This is a genomic window from Siphonobacter sp. BAB-5405, from assembly GCF_002872335.1.
Lineage (GTDB): Bacteria > Bacteroidota > Bacteroidia > Cytophagales > Spirosomataceae > Siphonobacter.
Genome location: NZ_NJAG01000189.1, coordinates 1 through 1,086 on the forward strand (window position 1 = coordinate 1; position 1,086 = coordinate 1,086).

General features: G+C 52.7%; 1 pseudogene. It reads right to left on the reverse strand.

Features of this window, described 5'->3' with window-relative positions:
* Positions 1-1,006 (reverse strand): annotated as a pseudogene (locus BWI97_RS27945) (SusC/RagA family TonB-linked outer membrane protein); the annotation flags it as partial.
* Positions 1,007-1,086 lie beyond the last annotated feature (80 nt).

A 1,086-nucleotide genomic window follows, 5' to 3' on the forward strand; every position in this document is an offset into this window, starting at 1 on the left:
ACGAGAAGGTTCCCCGGACGAAGTATTGAATCGGACCTACTTTGTCATTCCATTCGCCAAAGATTTCATAGCCCCGGTTACTAACCCGTCCGACGTTGGCCGGAGGGACGTTCCAGTCGGGTACACCGTACGTACCGGGAATTGTTCCCAGCGATACCAGAATGTTGTTTCGCTTTTCCCAGAATACGGCTGTAGTTACCGACAGACGATCTTTCAGGAACCGGAATTCTCCGGCAAGGTTCGTTTTCCGGGCCCGTTCCCAGGTAATTTCCGGATTACCCAGAGCCGTTTCCTGAGCTCCGCTGAAGTAAGGGTTGGCACTGGAGCCATCACTTCTGCCGAAGAAATAGCCCCGACCGTTGTAAGCCCAGGTATTCGGCAGGTAGAGGTAGCGGCGGCCTCCCAATTGGTCGTTTCCTACTTCGCCGTACGAACCGCGGAATTTTACCCAGGTAACAACATCGTTTTTCGGGAAAAACGATTCATTGGACAGAATCCATCCGGGCGAAACGGAGGGGAAATAGCCGAATCGTCTACCCGGAGCAAACTGCTCACTACCGTTGTAACCCATGTTGAATTCGAACAGGTAACGTTCCTTGAAATCATACGTAACCCGTCCGACCAGACCCATCAGACCGGAAGGCGTATTATAGCCCTGTCCGTTGGCGGTAAATCGCTGGGCATTGCCGAGTAATAAACCCGTAACGGTATGATTGCCAAAACTGCGACTGTAATTAAGCGAAGCTTCCAGATACAGTTTATTCCAGGAACCGTTCCCTACGTTATCAGCCGTAGTCGTCGGACTGATCTGTCCACCAATAAAAACCAGATTGGCCGGGTCCATGGCGTTTCGCATGGCACTGAACTGCGGAATACTGACCGTCTTTGCAAAGCCTTTCGTATAGCTGTCATCATACGCAATCGACACCCGCGAACTCAGACCCGGCGTCAGGTAATCCATCGTATGCTTCAGCACGAGGTTACTCGTCAGGGTGGTGGTGTACATGGTACGCGTTCCGGCCGTCAGAAGTTGGGTCAATGGCGTGTAGCTCCCCCACCCCGGTTGCCAATGGGATTGGTGGGATC